This window comes from Chryseobacterium sp. KMC2, from assembly GCF_016756935.1.
Classification (GTDB): Bacteria; Bacteroidota; Bacteroidia; order Flavobacteriales; family Weeksellaceae; genus Chryseobacterium; species Chryseobacterium rhizosphaerae.
On sequence record NZ_JAESIT010000007.1, the window covers coordinates 63804 to 86207 of the forward strand.

Genomic DNA, 22404 nt, shown 5'->3' on the forward strand with positions numbered 1-22404 from the left:
ATAGTCCAAGGGTTTAAAAAATACTTTTTACCAAATGGTAATTCATCACAAAGCAATTATTGCTAATTTTATAGTAATGGAAGAGTTTATAGAATACGTACTGCTGTTTGGTAACCTGAACCAACAGCAAATAGATCTGATTACAAGTAAAGCAAAAGAAATAGAACTTAACAAAGACGAATATTTTGCAGAAGCGGGTAAGGTTTTGAGACAGGTCGGTTTTATTACTGACGGCATATTCCGTATTTGCTATTACAACAATAAAGGGGAAGAAATCACCAAAATTTTCATAGAAGAAAAGCATTTGCTGTTTAACCTCAAAAATGTACCTTCTACGGAATATATTCAGGCAGCAACACATTGTAAGCTTCTTGTATTTTCCAATTCTGACTGGAAAGAAATCTCCGACACCATCATGGACTGGGAAAATATTGTTCAGAAAATTACTAATAAATCGCTGGCTCAAAAACTTGAAAGGGTAAGCCCCTTAGTATCACAAGATGCCACCACACGCTATCTGGAATTCATGGAAAAATATCCAACACTTGTCAACCGTATTCCCCTTTCATACATCGCTTCTTATTTGGGAATTACACAACAATCGTTAAGCAGAATAAGAAAAAATATACGGTAAGCTGCTTTTTACCAAATGGTAAACAGGTTCATTTTTTAACGATGCATTTTTGCAGTATCAATTGTAAAAATTTAAAAATGAACAAAACAATTTTCATTACAGGAGCTTCTTCGGGATTAGGAAAAGCAGCCGCCCAATTATTTGCCTCAAAAGGCTGGACTGTAATTGCTGCGATGCGACACCCCGAAAAAGAAACAGAACTTACGCAGCTATCCAACGTCCATCTTTTGAAATTAGATATCAGCAATGCCAGACAAATTGTTCAGGCAGCGTCTGAAGCAGAGGAAATAAGCCCGGTAGATGTACTGTTTAACAATGCGGCTTATGGACTTATGGGTGCTTTTGAAGGAACTACCGATGAACAGCTGGCCCAGCAAATCAATACCAACTTTTTAGGAACAATCCTTGTTACAAAAGCATTCCTTCCTTATTTCAGAACCAGAAAAAATGGAACCATTATTACGGTAACATCTTCTACCGCAAACATTCCTTATCCATTTGTTGCTGTTTATGTGGCAACAAAATCAGCATTGGAAACATGGACAGAAGGAATGAGTTATGAATTAAACGGACTGGGTATAGGGATCAAAACCATACTCCCCGCTTATATGCAGACCAATTTTGGTAGTAATGCACAAATGGTTACCCATGAAGCGTATCAGGAGGTTTTCGATGAATATATTACTGCGATGAGAGGAGATGCTGCCGCCCAGCGTGACACTCCCGAAAGTATTGCAAACATAGTGTATGAAGCGGCTACAGATGGTAAAAAACAATTGCATTATACAGCTGGTGATCTCGCCTCAACAGAGTACACATGGTTAAGAAAAGATGGAATTGATGCGGTAATTGACAGTATGCAAAAACGATTTTTCAGGTAAAAAGTGCCTATATCTGAATATAACAATATTGTTTTATAAAGAGAATGGAAGTTATTCTTTTTTCACACTTCTGAGCGGATTAACAATTTTAAAAGGGATATTCATTATCCCTTTTTTTATTGAACACCCTAGTTTTTCATAATGGTGAGTACATATCTATAAAACACTGTAAAGCTCTTGATTGAGGACCGTCTTTTCTAAAAACAAGTACAGTATTCATTGTTCCCAATTGCCTGTTCAGACCATAGCTCTTTATTTTCCTCCCCGAATAATAGCTGGAGATCACCTCTTCCGGCAATAAACTGATTCCCAGGCCGGCTTCCACGAAGTTGATAATTCCTTCTATAGAATTCAGCACAGTACTTTTGTAATTAAGAATCCCTTTATGGCTTAGCCAGGATTCTAATCTCCCCCTGAAAATACATCCCTCATCAAAAACTATAATTTTCAATGGTTCTTTTAACATAAGGGCCTGTAGCGATGGCCCTTCCGAAGATGACAAAATAACGAGCCGTTCCTCCTTTATATTTATCTTTTCCAATCCGTTGATCGTAAGAGGAGCTGAGACAAAAGCTGCATCAAGCTTATAGTTCAAAACATCGGATATTAGTGAATTCCTGGTATCTGACTTAAATTCTAATTCGATACCGGGATATTTTTCTTCAAAAGCATTGAGCATTTCAGGTACTTTTAATGCCATTGTTGTTTCTATACACCCTATTTTCAGACTGCCATTCACATGGCTACTGCTTAGGATGTTGCGCTTTGCTTCCTCCATCAAATGCTGAATCTGTTTACAATACTGCATCAGGATGATCCCTTCGGAAGTAAGTTCTACTTTACGGGATGTACGTGAGAAAAGTTTAGCCCCAAACTCATCCTCAAGGCTTTTTATCCTCGCTGTGACATTGGACTGAACGGTAAACATCATGGAAGCTGCTTTTGTGAAACTTCCACTCTCTGCTACAGCTTCAAATATCTTCAAATCGTTTGTATTCATCTCAATTCATCATAAAAAGTGATTGCAATAATCAAAACTAATCGTTTTTAATAATCAAATATCCGTATTAATTTTGAATGTTCAAAAAAATAAATGAAAAGAATATATAAACAGGTAATTGCAGGTTTGTCACTTGGTTTATCCGTAAACAATGTGACGCTGGCACAATCCAATCAAAAATTAAATTTAAATAATCACAGTATGAAAGACCATTCCATCCACTATCGCAACGTTAAAGTAAATGGATTAAACTTATTTTACAGAGAAGCAGGCCCTTCACAGGCGCCTACTATACTTTTACTGCACGGCTACCCTACCTCATCTCATATGTTCAGGAATCTGATTCCTGTGCTCAGCAAAAATTATCACGTAATAGCTCCCGATTTACCTGGATTCGGCTATTCGGATGCTCCGGATCATACACAGTTCAGTTATACATTCGACAATCTTACTGCCACCATACAGGCGTTTGTTGATACCATGGAAATGAAACAGTTTGCTATTTATATCTTTGACTATGGTGCACCGGTAGGCTTACGCCTGGCAATGAATAATCCGGAAAAGATTACGGGTATCATTTCGCAAAATGGAAATGCTTACGAAGAAGGTTTAAGCAATGAATGGAATCCGATCCAAAAATACTGGAAGGACCCATCGGAAGCCAACCGGACTGCACTGAAAGGCTTTGTATCTAAAGAAGTGACAAAGTTTCAGTACCATCATGGTGTATCTGATCCATCTTTAATAGCTCCGGAAACCTACACGCTGGACCAGAAATTCCTTGACAGACCCGGCAATATAGAGATACAGCTGGATTTAATGAAAGATTACAGAACGAATGTAGCCTTATATCCTAAATTCCACGAGTATTTCAGGAAACACCAACCCAAAATGCTATTGGTATGGGGAAACAAAGATCCGTACTTTTTACCGGCAGGAGCTGAAGCTTATAAAAAAGATATACCGAATGCCAAGCTTACGTTTTATGACACCGGACACTTCGCACTGGAAACTAACGCTGAAGAAATCGGAGAGGAAATACTCAAATTTATGGAGACAGTACCTGAATAAATCAATAAGATTCCAAAAAAAGCAGAAATCATTTGATCTCTGCTTTTTTGTAAGGGTCTCTACCCCGAATATGCTGTAAAAAGTTCTAAGATGCCAACTCCCATTAGCCTGAAATTGGCATGTATTGTTATTATGTTTGTTGTATATTAAACACTGTACCTGCAGGATCGGTAATCCAATGCATATTTTCAGGAAGTTCCTCAATTTCGTCACAGGTTTCCACACCGTTTGACCGCAGATATTCCGTTGCCTCTTCCACGTTAGGAACGGTAAGCTGTAACCAGGTTTCAGAGTGCGTGTAGTTATCCACGCAATCTAACCATATTATATTGTTGCCAAATTTCACTTCGTGTGTTCTGGACACAGTGGGATTATCAATGGGTTTTTCTTCGACCTCCAACTTCAAAATGTCTCTGTAAAAAGCAACTGTTTTTTCATATTTACTTTTGGGAATTTTTATGGCTATATTAATTCCTGCTTCAAATTTTGTTTCCATAGTATACGTTTTCAGTAATTGTACAATATAATTCAATAGATAAGCTTACCTAGATTTCAATATTACCTGTTATAACCTCACCGGCTCGTTTATAATGAGCAATGATTACTCCTTTTGAGGTCATATGACTCTCTGCCAGGATAAAGGCTGCCGGAACTGCATTGTGGTCAAACAGTCTTTTTCCTTCGCCAAGAATCAACGGATAAATTTTAAGCCGAAGTTCATCCACAAGGTCGTGCTTCAGCAACAAATGAATAAGCTCACTACTCCCCCAAACCTGAATATCAGCACCTTCAGACTGTTTAAGATTCTGTATGTCCGTCAAATTCCTGAGAAAAACGGTATGCTTCCAATCCGACTGTTCCATAGTTTGGGACAGTACATATTTTGTTCCCTCATTGATAGCCGGCCAAAATTTAGCATGATCCGGCCAGTACGATGAAAAAATATCAAATGTCTTTCTTCCCAAAAGATAATCAGCCGGCTTCATTTCTTCATGCATGATCCGCCCAAAAAGTTCATCACCATAAGATACTGTCCAGCCACCATATTTGAAGTCTCCGGATACATCTTCTTCAGGACCGCCGGGTCCCTGCATTACACCATCCAGTGTAATCATTGATAAAACGGTTATTTTTCTCATATTGATCTATTTATGAATTACGATAAAATCTGTCATCTAAATTTACTATGTAGCGTCTTAAGTTATTTTAAAAAACCGTTCAGATAACTGAGGATCGTTGCAGTCTGCATCATCAGGCTGACATGTCCCTGTCCCGGAACAATTGCCAGCTGAGATTTCGGCATGGGAGCCATATCAGCGGAGACACCTCCACCCAGTAATGTATAGGTTTTTGCCAGCTCCGTTTTATCCAGGCCATCATTATCACCGGATATGATTAAAACGGGGGCAGAAATTTTTGAAATATTGGAATCCCCCAAATCAAATGGCTGTCCGGCAGATGCTATCATTTGCTCCAGAAATTTTGTCCATTTTGTTTTATCTGGAGCTACAGCATTATAAGCTTCCTGCATAGGGCTGTTCATAAAAAGATCCGGTTTCATCGCCTTAAAAGCATTCCTTACTTCAGGAAGCCAACCAGTACTTTTATAGGTAGCAGAGATGATCACCAGTTTATTTACTCTTTCAGGGCTCTGTATGGCAAACTGGTAAGCCACGGCTCCACCAAAACTATAGCCTAGAACATCGGCCTTTTCAATTTTAAGATAGTCCATAACCTTGGCTACATCGCCGGCTAAAGTAGTATGCGCTAATTTCCTGTCTGAAAACGGTGTATGCCCATGTCCCTGCAATTCAAGGGCTATTACTTTACGGGTCTTCGACAGCTCCGGGATCAGCTGTCCCCAATTCATATCAATGGTCATAAAAGCACCATGTAATAATACAATAGGCTTACCTTCACCATACACTTCATAATATACTTTGGTATTGTTAACGGGTACATAACCGCTACCAGATGGAGTTAGCTTTTGCCCGTAAAATTCTGATACTGTCAGCATCATGAAGAGCACAATGAGCAAGGGTGTAAGAAACTTAAATAAATTTTTCATAATATGATGTTTAGGTTAATCAAAAAACTCTTATTCAAAATTACCAAGTACCTGGGAAAACTCACTTGCCACAAGACAAGATTTTATCCTGCTGCAATCATTTTTTGTATTCCGTTTAAACAGGTATTTCTACACGTATCCAGGCCTCTTCGGATTATTTAATTAACAAAATTTTAAGACAAAACACCACTATCACAAACTCAATAAAGATAAAAAATTCAGAATAATTTCACTTCAGTTAATAAAAATTGATTAATTTCGAATTACAAATAAGCTTAATATTATGAAAAATTTAAAAAAAATCCAAAGACAGGAAATGAAATCAATTAAAGGGGGAATTAACTGCCCAGGTGGTCAAATATGCTTAATCGGCGGAAAGTGGCAATGTATGCCATATGACGGATGTGGTGGTGGAAACCAGCCTTAGTTTTACGTTGAACCCAGTTAATGACTTTATCATGAAAAATTGTAAGAAAATTTCAAGAGATCAGTTAAAAAGTATTAATGGTGGAGCATCGGGTTGTTCCGAAGCATGCTGTCCACCACCGGGAATAAAAAGATGTCCATGGGTGATTTGTATAGCACCTTGTGATATATTAAGTTAAAACTAAAAAGTTATCAATACTGGAAGCCTTAGGATCAGAGATTCTAAGGCTTCTTTGTGAAGAATCAAAACCTATAAAAGTTTCCTCATAGGATACTTTCTACTACTTTTTATATTTAAAGTACCCCTACTATCAATTTGGTAAATAGATACCCACAAAGCCGACATGTAGATGCCGGCTTCAACTTATGAAATAATGTGACTAACCGGAAACCAGTAAATGTAACTGAATCCGGTCTGTAAAAATAAGATGAGTCTTACGCTATAAGATTATTAGAACTATTTCATTATTTGCAAATACTATTCATGGGAGTAAAAACATATATTTGGAATAGGTTCAAATGGGATAAAAGACCTTCAGTTATAATTCATTAAAGTTTCTGAATACATTCAATCAACACCAGTGCGAAGTATAATTGATACATTAGCATCACTTTTTCAATATATTATTATGAGGGCCAAAAAAATAGCCGGCCATTCCATATTCATTTCTACTTTTTTAAGCCGGCTTTTTTTGGTTTTTGAAATTCTCTCCCACAGTCCAATCCCATTATCTATTTTCTCAAAAGGCTGATCAGTGAAATTTTCAAGCACAAAACACGTAGAATATACCCGGATTCCACCTCTTACACTAAACCTCAGCTTTTGTATATTGATTAACTTTCTGATTCCTTTATAAATACTGTTAAAACCTTTATTTATAATTACACTAAACATGCAAATAATTTATATAAGCCCAATCCTTTTCATATCAGATACCTTTGCATCGTAAAAATCAAACTGTAAGGAATGCTTAGAATTAAACAACCTCTTTTACTGAAGACTTGCGGTATGTAATGGAAATAAATGGTCATACTGGAAAAAACAGGATTAAAACACAATACCTTTCCCTCTTCAAGGCGAACAGAATTGAAATTCTGTTTTGCTAAAACACAAATGGAAAGCGGCTTTTTAAGCCGCTTTTTTATATTCCAACAATGAGATTCAAAGAAAATAACCAGTATTTTAATTCCTGTCACACTATATATGCTAATATATATGACTAGAAAGTATATCAGGCAACTTAGAAGAGGTCATATAGGAAATACTCCATCACCTAAAACCAGAGTCAGATGACTTTATCATGATACTCTTATTCGCGAAACTTGGTGGGATACAGCCCCGTTTTCCCCTGAAGATATGAAGAAAATGATGCAATACTATAGAAGCCCAGATTAAAAGCAATCTCTTTGACCGTCTGGTCAGAACCCTTTAGAAGCCGCTTGGCTTCCAGCACTATTCTTGCATCAATAAGTTCCTTGGCAGTAACTCCCAGTGTACTTTTTGTAAGAATATTGAGATAATTAGGGGTTACAGCCAGTTTATCTGCATAGTACGCTACTGCTTTTGATTCAGTAAAATTGACCTCAATCAATTCAATAAAATTTAAGATAATCGGGCTCCTTCTGTTCATCACGAGGGCATCCTGTTCTGCTTCATCGATACACTTATTAATCAATGAGAATATAATTTTTACCCTCGAGCTTATTACATCCCAGTTGACAGGCTCTTCTCCAAACTCTTCCTGGATCATTTTAAACTCACGTGACAGCTTTTTGCTGATCTTTACCGGAATATCAAGGACTGGAAATTTATTGAGAAGTAACGATGAAAATCTTGAATTGTATAGCTTCATCTCTATAAACTCTTTGGATAAAATCAGCTTATGGCCCTTAGCTCCTTTTTCTGTTTTCCAGGAATGAAGTTGCCCGGGAAATGAGATATGAACCTGATTGTCTTTTTCTTCGTACTCGACGAAATCAATAAAATGGCTCCCGAAAGCTTTCTCAAAAAATATAAAAACATAACTATCCGGTGCTCTAAAACCAGAAATCTCACTTTCACCAGCTAAAGGAAAATATGCAATATGATCTTTAATCTGAGCCTCAAACTCAAAATCCTTCTCAATAAACTTATTGTTCATTCGGTACATTTTTATTTCATTTTATCAATTCAACATCCATACCCTTTAATAATTATGATAAAAAAAACAATAAAAACCGAAAGCAATTGAATGTTTTAATATCATAAACAGGTGATGATATAATCAACCTGCCAGAATCATATTACAAAAAGTATTGAACGTACTCTTTTTAACTCATAAACTAAAGTATGTTAGAAATACAGGAAAATTTTAGAAGTTAAAAAAGTGGGCACACCAAGGTAGGCTAAAACCTATGCTTGTTACAAATCGATATATTGATTATTTCTGAAGTATGGTTATATAAACAGGGTAAGAAATTTAATATATATGAAATTTTCAAAAAAATAATGATAGATAATTGGCACAATTATTATTTATAAGTAATAAATTTAAGTACTAAACCTACACTATGGACGAAACCAACCCAACGCCCGCTAAACTGGCGGATGATGCTGTAGCCTATAAGCAGATCCGCGGTACCGATAACTATAATAAGACTACCAAATGTACCTACTTCTTAGTGGTGCTCTTTATCAAAGGAAGTGGAATCCATTATATCGATGACCGTGAATTTCCCATTGCTAATAATCAACTTCACTTTTTATTTCCCGGACAGCATCACCACTGGGTTACAGGCCCGGAAACTGTTGCCCATAAAATTGTGGTAGGTCAGAAAATATTTGAAACATTTTCAAGCTCAGATGAATTTAGCTTTATGAGACATAATCTCAATCCTGTTTTTAAGCTTTCAGAAACAATGTTTACCCATGTAGATGCTGAAATGGAAGGTATTAAAAGAGACGTAACATTTTTGAATCATGATGATTCATGGAAGAGAATACTACAGCTGCGTATGGATATCCTTGCATCAATGATGAGAAGGGAAGCAGGAAGTTATATTAAAGACAACCTGCTCCCTAGAACTAATGCCATCACAAAAAAGTTTTGGGATCTTATCAATGAGAATTATATTGAACATAAATCTATAAGCTGGTATGCGGATAAACTGGCTGTAACCCCTAATTATCTCAATATTCTTTGTAAAAAACACATGAATATGACTGCTACGGATATGATCCATTATAAAATTATGCAGGAGGCAAAAAAACAGTTGAGATTTTCGGAGGATTCCATCAAAACAATCACCTTTAATCTTGGTTTTGATAATATGGCAGCCTTCTCTTCTTTTTTTAAGAAGAAAAGCAATTTTTCACCAAAAGAATATAGGGCATAGTTTAGGATACAAAGACCTAATTAGTCTTTACACTAGGGTCAACATATCAGGGAAATAACCTGAACCCAATTGAATAAACAGGTACCTTAAAACGATCTTCGGTGCATGTAAAGAGAATATATTCTAAATTAATATGGTCTTTCTCCACCTGGTAACCGTATTCCGACTTAAGGAAAACATCTTCGCCAATTGCAGATTATTCAGGTTATGCTTTTTTTGATAAGTGAGAATCTCTCTGATCGTCTTTTCATCATAGGCTTTATACTTTTGGTTAGCCTGATGACTTCCAAAAAGGATTTTGTTCAGATGAATCACATCTAAAATCTCCAGTTTGCTTTTCGACAAAATTTTACGACAGTATTCTTCCTTGTATGGGAGTTTCTTTTTAATGAGATCTGAATAAATTCTTTTATAGTCAGGTTCTTTTATGTTTTTCATTGTTCACGTATTGTCTGTTAAAAAAACTTAGGACTCAGAATCCAGTTTATTCTCAGAATATTTAAAATTCCATCGCGATAACGTTGATTTTGGAATCCCATATTCTTTAACCACCTGATTTCCGGTCATTTCTCCACTTTCAATCTGTTCTAAAATAAAGCTGATCAGTTCCTGGCTGTAGATATTTTTTCTAAAGACCGGCAAAGCATTAGTTGTATTTGATTTTATATTTTTCGAAAGTGGAGAATACAAAATAAGATGATGAGAATACAACCTGAAAAAATCATATTCAAGGATTTTGCACCATCTCAGTAAATGTTCAACGGAGATATCCTGCTTCTCATACATGGCTTCAATTTCTGCCAGCGGAAGTTTAAAAAAATTAACGATTCTGTCTTCGTTAAGACCTGACTCTTCTATTCTTAGTTTGATTAATTGTCCAATATGGATGTCCTTAAAATTCATATTATGAAAGATTCTGGAGTTAGTATATTCTGGCTATATTTTCACAGTACAATTTCAAAAGTAGCATTATAAGATGTCTTTAGATAGCAGATATCATTCAATCGGTTTCTGATTTTATAACAAGAAGGGATTTGGAACAAGCTACTCTCTCCTTTGTATATCCTGTAACCCTTTACGTCTTCTTTCTGTAGGCCATTGGAGACAGGCCTACATATTTTTTAAAATATCTGGAAAAATGAACATAATTCTGAAAGCTATAATCGTAAGCTATATTAACCAACAAGTCATCTGAAGTCATGATATCTTTCTTAATCATAGGTATAATTACCTTATCTATAACTGCAGATGCTGTTTGCTTTAAATGTTTTTTACACAATACATTGAGATAATTGGCTGTTATACCTAAATTTCCTGCATAAAAATTCACGGTCCTTTCATCTTTAAAATGTTTCCGTATTAATACGATAAACATAAACAACACCGGATGCTGATCATAAATTTGTAAATCTCCGGAAGTTCTCCGTATCTCCCTGCTGATGCTTTGTAAAATAATTTTAGTTTTGGTATCAACGATATATTGCATCACACAAGAGTGCTCAATGATCTCGAAGGCAATATCTCTACATTCTCTTGTCAGCAGACTAAACGTTTCCTGAGAAATATTGATGACAGGGTATTTCTGACATACCACTGACGGAATCTGTATCCCTCCTGTAATTTCTGCATACCTATGTTTAGAGATGAGAATAAGGTGAAAAAGGGATGATTCTGGAAGCCTAAGCTGTTGCACCTGACCGGGAAATACAATATGAACCTGCCTTGCCTCAACAGAATATTCTTTTTCTCCTATTACATGAACTCCTTTTCCTTTTTCAAATAAAAAAAGAGACAATGAATCATCTTTCATGATCATTTCTATTTTGTAAATATCTTTATCAGTACATTCAACATATATAATGTCATTGTTTCTATTGTTTTTCCCCAATAAGTGTTTCATCCTAAAAGCATTAAGTAATATAAGGTCATTATTCTATCGGCCGTATCTCTCAACACAGTCAATTTTCTTCTCCGGAAAAGCCTGATTTAAAAAATTAATTGATTCCGCTTCTGTTATATTTTATCAAAAAATCGCGGGGAGACATGCCTGTATTGTTGCTAAAAAAGCCTGAGAAACCAGATAGATCTTTAAATCCAAGATCGAAGGCAATCTCTTTTATTGATTTATTAGAATTGATTAGCTGCATTTTAATTTCAAGAATCAATTCATTATTGATGATTGATGAAGCGGTCTTATCAAAATACCTTTTACAAATGATATTAAGGTAATTAGGACTTAGCGACATCCTGTCTGCATAAAATTTTACATTTTTTTCCGTTCTGAAGTGCTCTATGACCAATTTGAAAAAATCTGCCAGTCTTTTGGTAGCTGCATTTTCATCATCTATAAAGAAAAGCCTGCAGGCTTCTTTACTGATCATCAGAGTAATGACCCGTATTCTCTGTAATACAATTTCCCAGACATTTTCATTTCTCTGGAGCTCACAATAAATACATTGAAATTCATAAAGCAGTTTATAAAATACTTCTGAAGAAAGCTCAAAACTGGGATGTTTTTTATAAAATGAAAAAGGAAACATCAGATAATTTCCAAACATATTAAGTATTTGTTTTGAGACAATAAACCGATACGCTTTGGTGCATCTTTCGTATTCACATTTATGAATCTGGCCAGGAAAAACAAGATGCATTTGAAAGTCTTGTAATGGAAACTCTCTACCTTCTATTGTATGATTACCTTCAACTTTTTCAAATAAAAAAATGGAAAAAAAATCATGTGATATATCTTTAGAAAGCAAGATGTCATCTTTTAATTCGTGATATTTAACCTCATTGTAAGCATTAAAATCGTATTGAAATTTATCCAAATCAGTAGATTGAGGACTTATTTTTTCAATCATAAAAACAGGTAAAAAAATGATTAGACTAAAAAGAAATTTAATTTTGGAGAAGGACGCTTTAGTATATGAGAGCTCCTTAATCAATGGAAATATCAGAGATTATCAATGGAATAAGCTGTTTCAACTTCCGGTTCCGGTTCCAAACTTAAAACTGAACTATTTAACTTGTCTTACCAAGGATTATGGTACCGGAAAATTTATAATATCAAGCACTGTGTCTGCATACCCGTTATCTCCAAAAGTAGCTCTTATTCCTCCGGAATCCTGAGCAAAAACAAGAGGGTTCAATGTAACAGTATACGTCCCGGCTCCCAATAAAAGCGTACGGCTTCCATTGACCTGATACCCGCTGTTTGTATAAGCTCCTGAATTAGCATTGGCAATGGAAATTCCATCTCTTACTATCAAATAATTATTTAAAGAGCCTCCGGTAATGAACATATTCGCGGCCAGTAATTTTGAAATTCCACCATTCAGAGCTGAACCATTAGCCAGTGCAACATTGGTAATAGGTATTGAAAAAGTAAAGCTAACAAGACCCGGGCGGGTTAATGTAAAACTTCTACTCACTAACGTAGCGGTCCCATTCGAAGCATTCGCAGAGTTGATAGTCACAGCCCCTCCTCCATTTGCACTTCCCGTTGCTCCTCCTGCGAGTGTTTGAGAATAACGGTGAAATAATCGGACCCATTCTCCATTTGTTCCCCGGGAAGCATCAAAATTATAATATCCTTTTTCCAGAACATTGACAGTTCTGGAGCTTGTATTATTTGGCTGAAGAGGATTGGTAACATAAATAATAACTCCATCCTGTGCTGATCCATATAGAGCATCTTTAGCTTTAAGCTGATCCCCTGTCAGTTTTGGGGCAATGATACCATCTGTTTTCTGTATATCATCTGCTGTAGCCGTTACATCCAGTGTAGCCTTGGGAGACACTGTATTTATACCAATCTGAGCTTTCACGGCAGTTAAAAAGATGAAAAAAAGCAATGAAGTAAGTCGTATTTTTTTAAGATTTTGCATAAGATTTTGTTTAAGATGTAAGTACTTGAAATATCCTTTTCGTGAATTCCAAATGAGGATTAAGTCTTTCTCTGCAAAATTAGGGAGTCATTCTTTTTTATTTATTATACATATTATTCATCAATTTATTCAAATTATAACAATGTTTATCATTTGAATACTACTACTTATCAATTTTCACATATAAAAAGCAGACCTTACTCATAAAGGCCTGCCAAAAGATAACTCAAACAATTTACTAACATTTACTCTGGTGTATTCTAATTTGAATTTTTAATAACACTTATATTACTTGCTACATTCAATGTAAAAGTACCTGTAGCAGTAGAATCACGCATTCTGTACTGTACTTGTACAATATCCCCCGTATTCAGCCAGGCATTCCAATATAACGGAATAAATCCACCACTCCCTCCTCCTGATGTTCCAAACATTGACGTGGCTACTGCAGTTCCGTTCAGTAAAATTCTTCCTCCAAAATATTTATTGGCTCCTGAATTATCGGATCGGGCAATATTGATTCCTCCTGAAAAGGCATACAAACCTGCTTCAGGAATGGTAAATGTACCCGCATCATGCATATTCTGACTATCGAGTGATTCATTAGCAAAATTAACATTCGTCCATGCCGTATACGCAGTAGAAGCATTTGCCGTAACAGTGGCAGCCGGGCGACCAACAAAAAGCGTTGTAGACACATTATTATCCCTGATCACATCTCTGGAATAATTTAAGGTACTCATATCCTCCCATTCGGATCCATTCCATAGATAGTAAGTATCTTTAAGCACATTGGACGGGTTTTGCCCCGCATCTTCAAGGTTATATACCACAATTCCCACATCATCGCCCGTAACGGAAACAGTGGTTATATCATTAATCCCATTGAGCTGTAAGCGGGGAATCAACATCCCTTTATCATCACTTACCACATCCAGTACGCTTCCCTGTGCAGGAGTGGAGGTCCCGATGCCCACCTGGCTTAATACCCAAAGGGGCATGATTAAGGAGCAGGCATTGAATAATTTATTTTTCATTGTATTAGTATTTATAAATGTTAACTGTTCCGGTTTGCAGCCGGTAATTGTTTTGGGTGTAGACGTATTTAAAGTCCAGCACATCTCCTTTTGTAAATTCCTGAACCATCATCACTGTAGTATATGCCCGATTGGTAGATGTAATATACCTTCCTGAAGCATTATTGATTCCGCTGCCATTTCTGTAAATATTTTGGGAAGATGTACCGTCTCCGTTTGAATTATTTGAAATATTGGTATTGTATTCAATTACATAAGTATTGGTAGCCGGGATCGTGTAGGTATTATTTCCCGTATTCCATGCTGTATAAGAATCAATAAGAATTTCTGCTGGTGTTGGGTTAAAGGGAGTCCAGGCCCAGCCTGAGCATGCTCCTGCACCACAGGGAATATTATTTTTCTGTCCTACTGTCGTACTGAAAATCATCAAAGGAATATGACTATCATTGATCACATCCTCTATTCCTTGTGCTGTAGTAAGAGAATAATACTGATTGCCATTTCCCCAATAAGAAACTTCATCATCCAGATTATCTGAAATATTCTGTTGCGCATTATACATCAACAGTCCCCTTGCAGGATCCTGTACCGGAATCTGTACATCCCCTTTTCCAGAAATTGTCAGAACCGGGATCTTCAATGCTTTATTTCCCATATCCAGTTTCAAAACAGCAGCTTCAGAGGTTTGATCTGAGCCAATAACCATTTGTGCATACCCCTGACTTACCAAAAGGCTAAAAAGTATATGTATTATTTTCTTTGTCACAGCTGAATATTTTTAATGTGATTGGTAAATGGAAACATTGGTATTGTAAATCTGATATGCGGCTCCGGTAGATCTTGCGGTAAAAGAAATAATATCTCCGGCTGACAATGAAGAGGTACAATCATTAGATATTCCTCCAAACTGAAATTTCCGCTGCATGCCATATGCACAGATGTTTGTTCCGTTTCTTCTTACAAAAACAACCTGTTCCCCATTGGCATCTCCGGAAATATTCCTCATATCAACAGCAAAAGATATAGAATAAACTCCGTCTTCCGGAATGGTATATCCATCATAATCAGGAGCTGTTCCTGTCACTCCGTTTTGAAAATTGTAGTCAAGCTTGTTAAACGTCAGCAATACAGTTGAGTCTGCATTCTGTGCCGCCGGAACCCCCGTCACCAAATTACTAGCAACAAACATGGGAGCCAGAAAAGGAATTTCTAAAATTTTCTCCTCTGCATTTTTATGGCTAAGAAGTTTATTCCAACGACTTCCATTATAAGAATACAATCCTTTGGTAACAGCTGTATAACCTGTTCCGTTTTCTTCCTGATTATAGACGATAAATCCCTTTACGGGAGAAGGTACCGTACTTTGGTCTTCCGTTGAAGACAAATTAACGATGGGCAACCGCAGTCCTTTACTCCCGGAAACAATATCCAGTACTGCGGATGGATCCGGTTGCGTTGTACCAATCCCCACTTGTCCTGAAAGAACTTCTGTCAGGGATACATAACAACAGATAAGTAGTACTTTTTTCATATTGATAGTTTTAGAAATGGTTTTATATGATAGCGGGGTCTGAGTTCTTGCCAGAGGCAAATAGTACACGCCCCCTCACCAGGCATTTTGAGAAGATGAGAGTGAATAATCATTTAAAAAACAGAAAAAACAGGTGCCATCTTCCCAGATGCCTTCATGAATTATAACATCTAAATTATCAACAATTCTGCGGCATAAGAGGTTATAAATCATTCAATCAGTTACAGATATTATAACCCACTACCTATAGAATCTGAAAAAAACTAAGGGATTAGAGAATGAAAAAAGATATTGTAAAATCAGAGAACAGTCTGTTCAATCTGATATAAAATTCATAACCGATTGAATGATTTGCTGCCGTTATTCGGTAAAGTATTGAGGTACTTTTGTCACGTTAAAAAATAACAACTACCTCCTCTCTACCTAAATGATAAATATTATGGATAAAAAATTACCCATCCTTCTCTTATTCTCGATCGGTTCTCTATTTCCATTGTTTGGCCAGACGGCTCCCAATCTGGAATTTGCTACTGTATCTGGAGATGGAAATCCTACCGGGAACGGTCCTGTAACCACTACAACGATTAATTTTATAAAAAATACCAATAATCCTTCAGGGACCTCATTCGTATTATATCAGCCTGCTTTAAGTGCTACTTTTAGTCTTTCAAACCAAACGTATTCCAATGGAGCCCGAATAGGCTGGACAGGTTCGTCAGGGGCTTTAATTTATCCTTTAATGAATTCTGCCGGCGCTCCATCAAATAATACTTTTACATCTTCCGGTGCTGCAACAGGAACAGGGATTAATGTTACCAATAACAGAGGAGTTAATCTTACCATAAATGCAGCTGCATTATCCGGACGTCCCACTAATGGAAACTATCCGATGGCAGATCTGACTATTACCTTCAACAGACCTGTGAGCAATCCTATTCTCCATATTGGAGGAATGGGTGGGTTCCAGGGAAATCTGGGGTTTGCAGGAGGATTTGACTATGTCTCATCCAATGTTCCGGTTTCCTTTTCAAGGCTTTCCGGTAACAGTGCAAGTTTTACGATAACTTCTTCCGCTATCAAAAATTCTGCTGTAAATCCTACAGCCAACGGTACCAATTCAGCATCCGGATCAGTATTGGTCAATGGTCAGGGAATAACCACTTTAACGTTGAGAGTGGGAATCAGAGGGGATGGTAATGCCTCTTCCTGGGGAGGAGCGGATGGTATTACGATAGGCCTTTCTACATTGGAGAGCAATCTTTCAGTATCCAAAACTGTAGATAATCAAGCTCCTAAAAGCGGTTCCAATGTAGTTTTTACCCTAACAGCAAAAAATAACGGTGCTTCAAACAACACCAATATCAAAGTGACTGATCAGCTTCCGAGCGGTTACAGCTTCATCAGTGCCACAGCAGGAACAGGATCTTACAATACCGCCTCAGGAATATGGGATATCGGAAATCTAAATGATGGGGCTTCTTCTGTTTTAAATATCACTGCAAAGGTGAACTATTCTGGGAATTTTACTAATACAGCTAGTATTGGCGGTGATCTGAGTGAAGCTGATTCTTCAGACAACAGTTCTTCTTCTACCCCGAATGTACAGACCGTATGTTATGAGGACCGAAACACAGCCTCAGCTGGTATTGGCTCTAAATTCGGGATTACCACTTTACAAAGAGCAGGCAGCAATACCTGGCCAACGATAAGAAATTCAGCCCATTTGGTCCTGGAATCCGACACGAAAGGGCTTGTTATCAGCCGAATCCCCAAAGCTTCTTTAGGAAATATTACCAATCCCGTTGAAGGAATGATGGTATATGATACCACTGACAAGTGCCTTAAAGTATATGCAGATGGAGTATGGAGCTGCTTTTCAACTCCTACCTGCCCATAATTACAAAATCAATATTAAGTTATGAAAAAGCTATTTACGACTCTATCTGTGATCTTTTCAACCGTGATGTTTTCACAGGTTATCATTGGAAATGCAACAGGTTCAGCAGCTAACAAAACATCTGTTTTGCTCGAATTTCCGGAAGGACAAAGTAAAGGAATCATCCTTCCTTATACGCGCAGTCTTCCTTCATCCCCTACCGAAGGGACATTACTTCTTGATGCGTCTGCAAATACTGCAGCAAGAATAAAATATTATAACGGGTCCTGGATTGATTTGAGTGGGCAGGATGCTGACATCAGCTCCGCTCTTTCTAACCAGCCAACAAGTGCTCAGGTCTCAGAAGAATCAAATGCAAAGGTTATTATCGGTTCCAATAGTTCCTCAGCCAACGGAGTACTGGTGTTGGAATCTCAAACAAAGGCTATGCTTCTTCCTGCGGCAGAAACTACGGACGAGATTCCCAACCCGTCTCCCGGAATGATTGTTTTCATCCGTAAAAACGGAGCCAAAAGACTTGCTGTATTTAATGGAAGTAAGTGGTCATATTGGATGGCCGACATATAGATCAACTATTTGTCTCTTAAAAAACACCTTACCTCATTCAAATTTATAACACAAACCTTGAAAAACGGAGAAAGGATATCTATTCTTTTCTCTGTTATTTTTTTGTTTTTCTGGCTGCCAAGAATAAGTATGGCATAAGAAAAGCAAGAGACTGAATAATTCGGATCATCTTACACTCAATATTCCGAAGTATTTTTATAAAAATCTAAGGACACTCGTTTTTAAGTATCTGGTTCCGGATTTCATTACACTTATTTCATGCACCGGAGGACAGAGTATTCTCCGGTTTTGCGTAGCCGGACTTTTCCTCATTACCAAGTATTTACATTTACAGCCTTATATCCTGCATTGCTTAATACATATTGGTGTAAGCAACAGAAGAATATATCATGAGTATTAGGACGATTAAAAGAAATTGATAAAGCTTTTGTATTTTAAAAAAACGATATACCAGAAATGCTTGCAAGATTCCCACTATAACATATCCTAGCATCCAGTAGATACCATAGTTTTCCACATAGATCTCTGCACCGTTTCCTGATCCATGGGTAAAGAACAAATAAAAGATAATCATGTAATATAAGCAAACAGGGACAGCTGCATTTAAAACAGATACTATTATTAATTCAAGGTTTTTCATGGTATTTATTGTAATCTCAAAAATTTAGAAATGAGAATAAGATCATTAAGCCATTGATACAAGCCCTTTTGTCTTTTTGAACTCCGTTAAGCTCATATGATGTCGTTTTTTAAAAAACTTATTCAGGTGGCTTTCATCTGAAAAACCAAACTCGGTTACAATTTCATTGACCCGCATATCACTGAAAAGAAGGCGGTGCTCGATCAATCTTATTTTATAATTCAATATAAAATGCTGTATGGTTTCTCCACATTGTTTTTTAAAGTAGCTTCCCAGATAGCTTTCAGAAAACCCAAACTTCTGGGAGATCGCAGAAACCTTTAACAATGCCGGATCATGGATATTTCCCTGGATATAATCAATGATATCAAGGACTCTTTTATCGGTATTGGAAGCTACATTCTCCGCTCTCATCTTTGAAATATTTCTGGCTGCTATTACAATCAACGCATTCACATAATGCAGAGTCAGTTCCTCATGATAGAGGTCAGGATGATTCAGGCCATGGAGCAGCGAAACGACGATTGAATCAACCAAGACAATGTCAGGCTTATTCTGCAGAATACATCCGGATAAAAAAGAAGCTCCATACAACAGACACTCCATCGAATTAATGCTGTTCCACTTGTATTCCTTTACATACCGTTCACTGAACTTCACCAGCAAAAGATCCGTTTTTTCAATAATTTCCAGATAGTGCAGATCATTGGGTGTCAGGAGAATCAGGCTTCCTTCACTGTAAGAGGCCATATTATTATTGATCTTAAGAAATCCTTTTCCTGAAATGACATATACAATCTGGAAAAAGGAGAATTGACTGTCTTTTAAGGGACAGTTGGCAGCCTGATGGTATTCTACCTTTACCAATTGATCTATATTCTCTCTTTTCATAAGACAAAAATACCCATTTATCATTAAAATATACTGATTTTTTACGATTTTTCTGTTCAAATTTGCTATATTAAAATTGTAAGCATTAATGAAAACATCAATCTATGTCCTGGCACTGGGAGCTTTTGGCATCATTACCACCGAATTCGGGATCGTTGGGATCCTACCGACTATCAGTCGACAATTCGGCGTATCCATCGATACTGCCGGATGGCTGCTTAGTGCCTTTGCAATAACTGTAGCCGTCTCCTCCCCCTTTATCACTTCATTTACAACCAAAATAAACCGAAAGTTCCTGCTATGCCTGGTCATGAGCATATTTGTTCTTTCTAACCTAATCTCTGCTTTTTCCACAAATTTTACAACGCTGATGATCGCCCGAATATTACCGGCGATACTGCATCCTCTATTCTGGAATATTTCTATTGCCATTGCATTCAAAGAAAAAGGAGCAAAAGGAGTATCTACCGTAATGTTAGGATTAAGCTTAGCCACAGTGCTCGGTATTCCCCTGACAACCTATGCTGTAGACCTCTTCCATCATTGGCAGGCATCATTTTTCCTTAGCAGTGCTATAAGCTTAATTGCCTTTATCGGCCTGTTGCTCTTTATCCCCTCTATTCCGGCAGATCATACAAAATCCACACAAAATCAGCTAGCCATATTGAAAAGTCCTCTTCTTTGGCTCAACCTGATTTCCAGTATAGCAACATTGGCAGCAATGTTTGCCAGCTACACTTACCTTACCGCCTATCTTGAGCAAATTACAAAAATGGACGGGGCACAGATCAGCATGATGCTGCTTCTTTTCGGAAGCATGGGAACTCTGGGGAACTGGCTCATGGGAATAGCATTGAATCGCAACGTCCTTGTAACTGCGAGACTCTTTTTACTTCTCTTAATGTCGGTACAGATTCTTGCTTATTACCTTGGGGGAATTTTTACTCCAATGGTCATCATTATCTCCCTTTGGGGTATGATCCATACCGGTGGATTTCTGGTTTCAAATATCCGGACCACACAGTCTATTCCGCATCATGCACTGGAATTCGTTAACAGTCTATTGACTTCATCCTATAATATTGGGATTTCCTTAGGTGCATTTCTCGGCGGAATAGTAAGTGCTTATTATGGAGTTCAGTATGTTTTATGGGTGAGTATTTTGCTGTTGACGGTAACATTTATTCTGAGCTTTGTAACCTTTCCGAAAAGTATTGCAGAAAATGAAAAGGCAAAACAATTGAAACATGTTGCCCCTGCATGTGAGCAGAGCTAGGTATTTTATAACCAACGAACTGTTTCCCGTTAAGAAACAATTCGTTCTCCAGTAAACCTTTCCCTTATTTGTACATAGAAACTTCCATGTAGTGACCATGGACTTATCACTATCTTAAACCACTTATATAATTTCCTCAACAATACGTATGTCTAATAAAATATTAATTACTGGTGGCTCAGGAAAAATTGGAAGCCACTTTATCAAATCTTTTTCAGATCAATATGAAATTAGAATTTTTGATCTCCATCCACCCAAAATTCAGGATGCATCCATTGAATATTTTCAAGGAAATCTTACAGATAAGGAAAGCCTCATAAAGGCTTGTGAAAATGTAGAAGTTGTTATTCATCTGGGTGGCATTGCCAATCCAGATGCCACATTTGATGATTTACTGGATGCCAATATCATTGGAACAAAGAATGTTATTGATGCTGCCCTTGCAGCCGGTTGTAAAAAAATCATCTATGCAAGCAGTGCACAAACGATAGAAGGTTATCCCAAAGACGTTCAGCTTAATCCTGAGATGCCTATAAAGCCCGGAAACCTATATGGTGTTTCTAAATGTTTTGGGGAGGCCCTGCTTTCCTACCATTGTTTTAGCAGTGACTTAAGCGCCATATGTCTTAGAATCGGAGCCTATGAATTTCCGGAGGATTTCACAGAAATGAACGCCCGGGATTTAAGCGCCTATCTGCATCCCGATGATTTAAATCAACTCCTGCATCTGTGTATTGAATCTAAAAATATAAAATTTGAAATACTAAATGCCATTTCCAACAATAGATATAAGCGACTTGATATCCAGAAGACCAAACTTTTAACAGGTTACGATCCTCAATACAATTCTTTTGATCTGTTCAGGCTTAAAAAATAAATTAAGAGAACATTTTTATCCAATTTTCCCAACCTTAGTCCTGCAAACAAGACGAATGGAGTACAGCGTGTACTCATTCGGCTATAATACTTTAGTATGGTATGTTTTAGTTTCTGATTGTTTTCAGGAGAAAATTGTTTTTCCGAGCGAAGCCATTTATTAATCTCATCATACAAATCTGGCAAAACCCAATAGATAGCCTCTTGAAAAATAGGATCGCTGCATATTTTCTTTAATACTGTACCTGAAGTATCATCTTTATTAAGCTACTCTCGAAAGTTTTTGACCGAGAACAAAGAAGTCCGAACAACATACTCAGCAAAAAATGATAAGGAAAACAAGATAT

At 37.0% G+C, this 22404-nt stretch carries 25 protein-coding genes; 10 read left to right on the top strand and 15 right to left on the bottom strand.

The genetic code is table 11. From position 1 onward, the window contains the following. The first annotated feature begins 76 nt into the window (after nucleotides 1-76). Together JML65_RS09915 and JML65_RS09920 are read left to right on the top strand one after the other, a co-directional pair. On the top strand, nucleotides 77-634 hold the full coding sequence (locus JML65_RS09915) for a Crp/Fnr family transcriptional regulator (RefSeq protein ID WP_202270877.1): 558 nt from the start codon (nucleotides 77-79) through the stop codon (nucleotides 632-634). A 77-nt stretch (nucleotides 635-711) separates the two neighbouring features. Further along, nucleotides 712-1515, top strand: a complete 804-nt coding sequence (locus JML65_RS09920) for an SDR family oxidoreductase (protein WP_202270725.1) — start codon at nucleotides 712-714, stop codon at nucleotides 1513-1515. Between the two features lie 136 nt (nucleotides 1516-1651). Here the strand turns inward: JML65_RS09920 and JML65_RS09925 are convergent, their stop codons facing one another. Continuing rightward, nucleotides 1652-2515 (bottom strand): LysR family transcriptional regulator, encoded by an 864-nt coding sequence (locus JML65_RS09925; RefSeq protein WP_202270726.1) that lies wholly within the window; start codon nucleotides 2513-2515, stop codon nucleotides 1652-1654. A 93-nt stretch (nucleotides 2516-2608) separates the two neighbouring features. On the opposite strand from JML65_RS09925, the gene JML65_RS09930 reads away from it, so the two are divergent. Beyond that, nucleotides 2609-3586 carry an alpha/beta fold hydrolase gene (locus JML65_RS09930; RefSeq protein WP_202270728.1) on the top strand — a complete coding sequence of 326 codons (978 nt, stop codon included), beginning with the start codon at nucleotides 2609-2611 and terminating at the stop codon, nucleotides 3584-3586. 130 nt (nucleotides 3587-3716) lie between these two features. Here the strand turns inward: JML65_RS09930 and JML65_RS09935 are convergent, their stop codons facing one another. The 3 genes from JML65_RS09935 to JML65_RS09945 all read right to left on the bottom strand — a co-directional run bounded on the left by JML65_RS09935 (nucleotide 3717) and on the right by JML65_RS09945 (nucleotide 5654). After that, entirely contained in the window at nucleotides 3717-4082 is a 366-nt protein-coding gene (locus JML65_RS09935) for a VOC family protein (protein ID WP_202270730.1), read from the bottom strand. Nucleotides 4083-4131: 49 nt separating this feature from the next. Beyond that, the gene (locus JML65_RS09940) at nucleotides 4132-4725 is read right to left on the bottom strand and encodes a dihydrofolate reductase family protein (RefSeq protein WP_202270732.1); all 594 of its coding nucleotides are present in this window, start codon (nucleotides 4723-4725) and stop codon (nucleotides 4132-4134) included. A 62-nt stretch (nucleotides 4726-4787) separates the two neighbouring features. Next, nucleotides 4788-5654 (bottom strand): alpha/beta fold hydrolase, encoded by an 867-nt coding sequence (locus JML65_RS09945; protein WP_237390834.1) that lies wholly within the window; start codon nucleotides 5652-5654, stop codon nucleotides 4788-4790. Nucleotides 5655-5937: 283 nt separating this feature from the next. Between JML65_RS09945 and JML65_RS24110 the strand changes: the two genes are divergently transcribed. After that, nucleotides 5938-6081, top strand: coding sequence for a bacteriocin-like protein (locus JML65_RS24110; protein WP_157845090.1), 144 nt, complete (start codon nucleotides 5938-5940; stop codon nucleotides 6079-6081). 31 nt (nucleotides 6082-6112) lie between these two features. Next, complete coding sequence (locus JML65_RS24115) at nucleotides 6113-6259, top strand: bacteriocin-like protein (protein WP_410493777.1); 147 nt, start codon at nucleotides 6113-6115, stop codon at nucleotides 6257-6259. A gap of 1131 nt (nucleotides 6260-7390) precedes the next feature. Here JML65_RS24115 and JML65_RS09950 read toward each other — a convergent pair. Beyond that, nucleotides 7391-8221 (bottom strand): helix-turn-helix domain-containing protein, encoded by an 831-nt coding sequence (locus JML65_RS09950; protein ID WP_202270734.1) that lies wholly within the window; start codon nucleotides 8219-8221, stop codon nucleotides 7391-7393. Nucleotides 8222-8630: 409 nt separating this feature from the next. On the opposite strand from JML65_RS09950, the gene JML65_RS09955 reads away from it, so the two are divergent. After that, entirely contained in the window at nucleotides 8631-9455 is an 825-nt protein-coding gene (locus JML65_RS09955) for a helix-turn-helix domain-containing protein (RefSeq protein ID WP_202270735.1), read from the top strand. A 123-nt stretch (nucleotides 9456-9578) separates the two neighbouring features. Here JML65_RS09955 and JML65_RS09960 read toward each other — a convergent pair whose 3' ends face one another. The 8 genes from JML65_RS09960 to JML65_RS09995 all read right to left on the bottom strand — a co-directional run bounded on the left by JML65_RS09960 (nucleotide 9579) and on the right by JML65_RS09995 (nucleotide 15910). Next, entirely contained in the window at nucleotides 9579-9893 is a 315-nt protein-coding gene (locus JML65_RS09960; protein ID WP_084084580.1) for a transposase, read from the bottom strand. Nucleotides 9894-9920: 27 nt separating this feature from the next. Then, nucleotides 9921-10358 (bottom strand): transposase, encoded by a 438-nt coding sequence (locus tag JML65_RS09965; protein WP_084084582.1) that lies wholly within the window; start codon nucleotides 10356-10358, stop codon nucleotides 9921-9923. Between the two features lie 172 nt (nucleotides 10359-10530). Then, entirely contained in the window at nucleotides 10531-11355 is an 825-nt protein-coding gene (locus JML65_RS09970; RefSeq protein WP_202270737.1) for a helix-turn-helix domain-containing protein, read from the bottom strand. 94 nt (nucleotides 11356-11449) lie between these two features. Then, nucleotides 11450-12316, bottom strand: a complete 867-nt coding sequence (locus tag JML65_RS09975) for a helix-turn-helix domain-containing protein (RefSeq protein WP_084084586.1) — start codon at nucleotides 12314-12316, stop codon at nucleotides 11450-11452. A gap of 180 nt (nucleotides 12317-12496) precedes the next feature. Continuing rightward, nucleotides 12497-13342 (bottom strand): hypothetical protein, encoded by an 846-nt coding sequence (locus JML65_RS09980; RefSeq protein ID WP_202270738.1) that lies wholly within the window; start codon nucleotides 13340-13342, stop codon nucleotides 12497-12499. Between the two features lie 260 nt (nucleotides 13343-13602). After that, on the bottom strand, nucleotides 13603-14379 hold the full coding sequence (locus JML65_RS09985; RefSeq protein ID WP_202270740.1) for a hypothetical protein: 777 nt from the start codon (nucleotides 14377-14379) through the stop codon (nucleotides 13603-13605). A 4-nt stretch (nucleotides 14380-14383) separates the two neighbouring features. After that, nucleotides 14384-15145, bottom strand: coding sequence for a hypothetical protein (locus JML65_RS09990; RefSeq protein WP_202270742.1), 762 nt, complete (start codon nucleotides 15143-15145; stop codon nucleotides 14384-14386). A 12-nt stretch (nucleotides 15146-15157) separates the two neighbouring features. Next, entirely contained in the window at nucleotides 15158-15910 is a 753-nt protein-coding gene (locus JML65_RS09995; protein WP_202270744.1) for a hypothetical protein, read from the bottom strand. A gap of 439 nt (nucleotides 15911-16349) precedes the next feature. Between JML65_RS09995 and JML65_RS10000 the strand changes: the two genes are divergently transcribed. Both JML65_RS10000 and JML65_RS10005 read left to right on the top strand, forming a co-directional pair. Beyond that, on the top strand, nucleotides 16350-17807 hold the full coding sequence (locus JML65_RS10000; protein ID WP_202270746.1) for a DUF11 domain-containing protein: 1458 nt from the start codon (nucleotides 16350-16352) through the stop codon (nucleotides 17805-17807). 21 nt (nucleotides 17808-17828) lie between these two features. Then, a complete protein-coding gene (locus JML65_RS10005) occupies nucleotides 17829-18374 on the top strand; it encodes a hypothetical protein (RefSeq protein WP_202270748.1) in 546 nt (181 codons plus the stop codon). A gap of 685 nt (nucleotides 18375-19059) precedes the next feature. Here JML65_RS10005 and JML65_RS10010 read toward each other — a convergent pair. Continuing rightward, entirely contained in the window at nucleotides 19060-19905 is an 846-nt protein-coding gene (locus tag JML65_RS10010; RefSeq protein ID WP_084084946.1) for an AraC family transcriptional regulator, read from the bottom strand. Between the two features lie 88 nt (nucleotides 19906-19993). Between JML65_RS10010 and JML65_RS10015 the strand changes: the two genes are divergently transcribed. Together JML65_RS10015 and JML65_RS10020 are read left to right on the top strand one after the other, a co-directional pair. Further along, nucleotides 19994-21181: an MFS transporter gene (locus JML65_RS10015; protein WP_202270750.1), complete on the top strand. Its 1188-nt coding sequence runs from the start codon at nucleotides 19994-19996 to the stop codon at nucleotides 21179-21181. A 148-nt stretch (nucleotides 21182-21329) separates the two neighbouring features. Further along, complete coding sequence (locus tag JML65_RS10020; RefSeq protein ID WP_202270752.1) at nucleotides 21330-22058, top strand: NAD-dependent epimerase/dehydratase family protein; 729 nt, start codon at nucleotides 21330-21332, stop codon at nucleotides 22056-22058. Here JML65_RS10020 and JML65_RS24120 read toward each other — a convergent pair. Beyond that, nucleotides 22019-22285 carry a lantibiotic dehydratase gene (locus JML65_RS24120; RefSeq protein ID WP_410669262.1) on the bottom strand — a complete coding sequence of 89 codons (267 nt, stop codon included), beginning with the start codon at nucleotides 22283-22285 and terminating at the stop codon, nucleotides 22019-22021. The two genes, JML65_RS10020 and JML65_RS24120, sit on opposite strands and share 40 nt — an antisense overlap. Between the last annotated feature and the right edge of the window lie 119 nt (nucleotides 22286-22404).

Coding starts and splice junctions, on each gene's coding strand:
- JML65_RS09915 (WP_202270877.1), top strand. CDS start 77: ATGGAAGAGTTTATAGAATACGTACTGCTGTTTGGTAACCTGAACCAA.
- JML65_RS09920 (WP_202270725.1), top strand. CDS start 712: ATGAACAAAACAATTTTCATTACAGGAGCTTCTTCGGGATTAGGAAAA.
- JML65_RS09925 (WP_202270726.1), bottom strand. CDS start 2,515: ATGAATACAAACGATTTGAAGATATTTGAAGCTGTAGCAGAGAGTGGA.
- JML65_RS09930 (WP_202270728.1), top strand. CDS start 2,609: ATGAAAAGAATATATAAACAGGTAATTGCAGGTTTGTCACTTGGTTTA.
- JML65_RS09935 (WP_202270730.1), bottom strand. CDS start 4,082: ATGGAAACAAAATTTGAAGCAGGAATTAATATAGCCATAAAAATTCCC.
- JML65_RS09940 (WP_202270732.1), bottom strand. CDS start 4,725: ATGAGAAAAATAACCGTTTTATCAATGATTACACTGGATGGTGTAATG.
- JML65_RS09945 (WP_237390834.1), bottom strand. CDS start 5,654: ATGAAAAATTTATTTAAGTTTCTTACACCCTTGCTCATTGTGCTCTTC.
- JML65_RS24110 (WP_157845090.1), top strand. CDS start 5,938: ATGAAAAATTTAAAAAAAATCCAAAGACAGGAAATGAAATCAATTAAA.
- JML65_RS24115 (WP_410493777.1), top strand. CDS start 6,113: ATGAAAAATTGTAAGAAAATTTCAAGAGATCAGTTAAAAAGTATTAAT.
- JML65_RS09950 (WP_202270734.1), bottom strand. CDS start 8,221: ATGAACAATAAGTTTATTGAGAAGGATTTTGAGTTTGAGGCTCAGATT.
- JML65_RS09955 (WP_202270735.1), top strand. CDS start 8,631: ATGGACGAAACCAACCCAACGCCCGCTAAACTGGCGGATGATGCTGTA.
- JML65_RS09960 (WP_084084580.1), bottom strand. CDS start 9,893: ATGAAAAACATAAAAGAACCTGACTATAAAAGAATTTATTCAGATCTC.
- JML65_RS09965 (WP_084084582.1), bottom strand. CDS start 10,358: ATGAATTTTAAGGACATCCATATTGGACAATTAATCAAACTAAGAATA.
- JML65_RS09970 (WP_202270737.1), bottom strand. CDS start 11,355: ATGAAACACTTATTGGGGAAAAACAATAGAAACAATGACATTATATAT.
- JML65_RS09975 (WP_084084586.1), bottom strand. CDS start 12,316: ATGATTGAAAAAATAAGTCCTCAATCTACTGATTTGGATAAATTTCAA.
- JML65_RS09980 (WP_202270738.1), bottom strand. CDS start 13,342: ATGCAAAATCTTAAAAAAATACGACTTACTTCATTGCTTTTTTTCATC.
- JML65_RS09985 (WP_202270740.1), bottom strand. CDS start 14,379: ATGAAAAATAAATTATTCAATGCCTGCTCCTTAATCATGCCCCTTTGG.
- JML65_RS09995 (WP_202270744.1), bottom strand. CDS start 15,910: ATGAAAAAAGTACTACTTATCTGTTGTTATGTATCCCTGACAGAAGTT.
- JML65_RS10000 (WP_202270746.1), top strand. CDS start 16,350: ATGGATAAAAAATTACCCATCCTTCTCTTATTCTCGATCGGTTCTCTA.
- JML65_RS10005 (WP_202270748.1), top strand. CDS start 17,829: ATGAAAAAGCTATTTACGACTCTATCTGTGATCTTTTCAACCGTGATG.
- JML65_RS10010 (WP_084084946.1), bottom strand. CDS start 19,905: ATGAAAAGAGAGAATATAGATCAATTGGTAAAGGTAGAATACCATCAG.
- JML65_RS10015 (WP_202270750.1), top strand. CDS start 19,994: ATGAAAACATCAATCTATGTCCTGGCACTGGGAGCTTTTGGCATCATT.
- JML65_RS10020 (WP_202270752.1), top strand. CDS start 21,330: ATGTCTAATAAAATATTAATTACTGGTGGCTCAGGAAAAATTGGAAGC.